This is a genomic window from Micromonospora sp. M51 (genome assembly GCF_018070305.1).
In the GTDB taxonomy this organism is placed as follows: Bacteria; Actinomycetota; Actinomycetes; order Mycobacteriales; family Micromonosporaceae; genus Micromonospora; species Micromonospora parva.
Map to the genome: position 1 here is coordinate 1 of NZ_JAGPXZ010001119.1, position 1,373 is coordinate 1,373.

A 1,373-nucleotide genomic window follows, 5' to 3' on the forward strand; every position below is an offset into this window, starting at 1 on the left:
TTAGCCTGGGGTAGGGAGGGTGGGTCCCGCCGCACCCGGGCCGCCCGGCCCACCCCGGATCGGATGATCGGCTACACGTACCTGTGCAAATGCGGGCATAGCACCATGATCACGTTGACTTCGGAAGTGCTTCTCTCGTTACGGTCCGACCCGGTTTGTTCAGACGACGAAAGGACCGGGCCGGTGGCAGGCAGGCACTCCCGTACCCGCATCTTCTCCTCCCCGGCGGGCATCGTGGCCACCGCGGCGGTCGGCGTCGCCCTCGCGGTCGGGGGCACCGTCGGTGCCGTGCAGCTGGCCTCCGGCTCCGACCAGTCGGGGCAGGTTGCTCTCGACTCCACCCCGACCACCGCCGCGAGCAGCCTCACCCCCAGCTCCCCAAGCGTCTCCCCGAGCGCCAGTGCCTCGCCCAGCGCGACCGCAAGCCCGTCGGCGACCCGGTCGCAGCAGGCCGCCTCCCGGAGCAAGGAGCGCACCACGTCGCCGAAGCCGAAGCCGAAGCCGACCGCGAAGAAGACCACGGCCGCGGCGAAGGTGCTGGAGAGCGGTTCGTGCGGTGCCTCGTTCTATTCCGACGGGCAGCTCACCGCCAACGGCGAGTCGTTCAACCCTGACGCGCTGACCGCCGCGCACAAGACACTGCCGTTCAACACCAAGGTCCGGGTGACCAACCCGGCCAACGGCAAGTCGGTGACGGTGCGGATCAACGACCGCGGCCCGTTCATCGACGGCCGCTGCCTGGATCTCTCCCGGGCCGCCTTCGCCACCATCGCCTCGGTCGACGTGGGCGCGCTCACCGTCCGCTACGAGGTTCTCGGCTGAGCGGCGCGGACGACGCCGATTCGGTCAGCCGACTGGGCCGGCCGGACAGAACCTGCTCGGACGACGGGTCAGGTTCATTCACCGGTTCACGTGGATCAGGCAAACTGTCAGTCGTACCCACGCGACTCCTCCAGTCGGGCCGCCGCCCGCTGAGCCCCGGATCCCGCGCCGGCCTCGGCGCGGCCCTCGTTCTGCTCGCGATCGTGTCGGCGGTGGAGGTGGCGGACGGCCGGGAGGTGCACTACGTCGCGCTCCTGGCCGCCGCACCGGTGCTCGCCGCGGCCCTGGCGTCCTGGCTGGTGGTCCTGGGGGTGGGCGTCGCGGCGACTCTGTTCAGCGTCGGCTTCGCGCTGGTCGCGCCGAAGGTTTCGTTGGACACCTCGGTCAACGTTGTCGCGGTCGCGCTCGTCACCGCGTTGGCAGTGGCGGTGGCCTGGGTTCGCCAGCGGCAGGCCGAGCGGATCGTCGAGCTGACCAAACTCGCCTCGGTGGCCCAGCAGGCGGTGTTGCGCCCGCTCGGACCGCAGGTCGGCACGCTCTCGGTAGCGGGG

The 1,373-nt window shown here is 70.9% G+C and carries 1 protein-coding gene and 1 pseudogene; both read left to right on the forward strand.

The window, feature by feature from the left end; translation table 11 throughout:
- The first annotated feature begins 183 nt into the window (after positions 1-183).
- The gene (locus KBX53_RS37235; RefSeq protein ID WP_210863763.1) at positions 184-822 is read left to right on the forward strand and encodes a septal ring lytic transglycosylase RlpA family protein; all 639 of its coding nucleotides are present in this window, start codon (positions 184-186) and stop codon (positions 820-822) included.
- Between the two features lie 104 nt (positions 823-926).
- Positions 927-1,373, forward strand: a pseudogene (locus KBX53_RS32965) (serine/threonine-protein phosphatase); the annotation flags it as partial.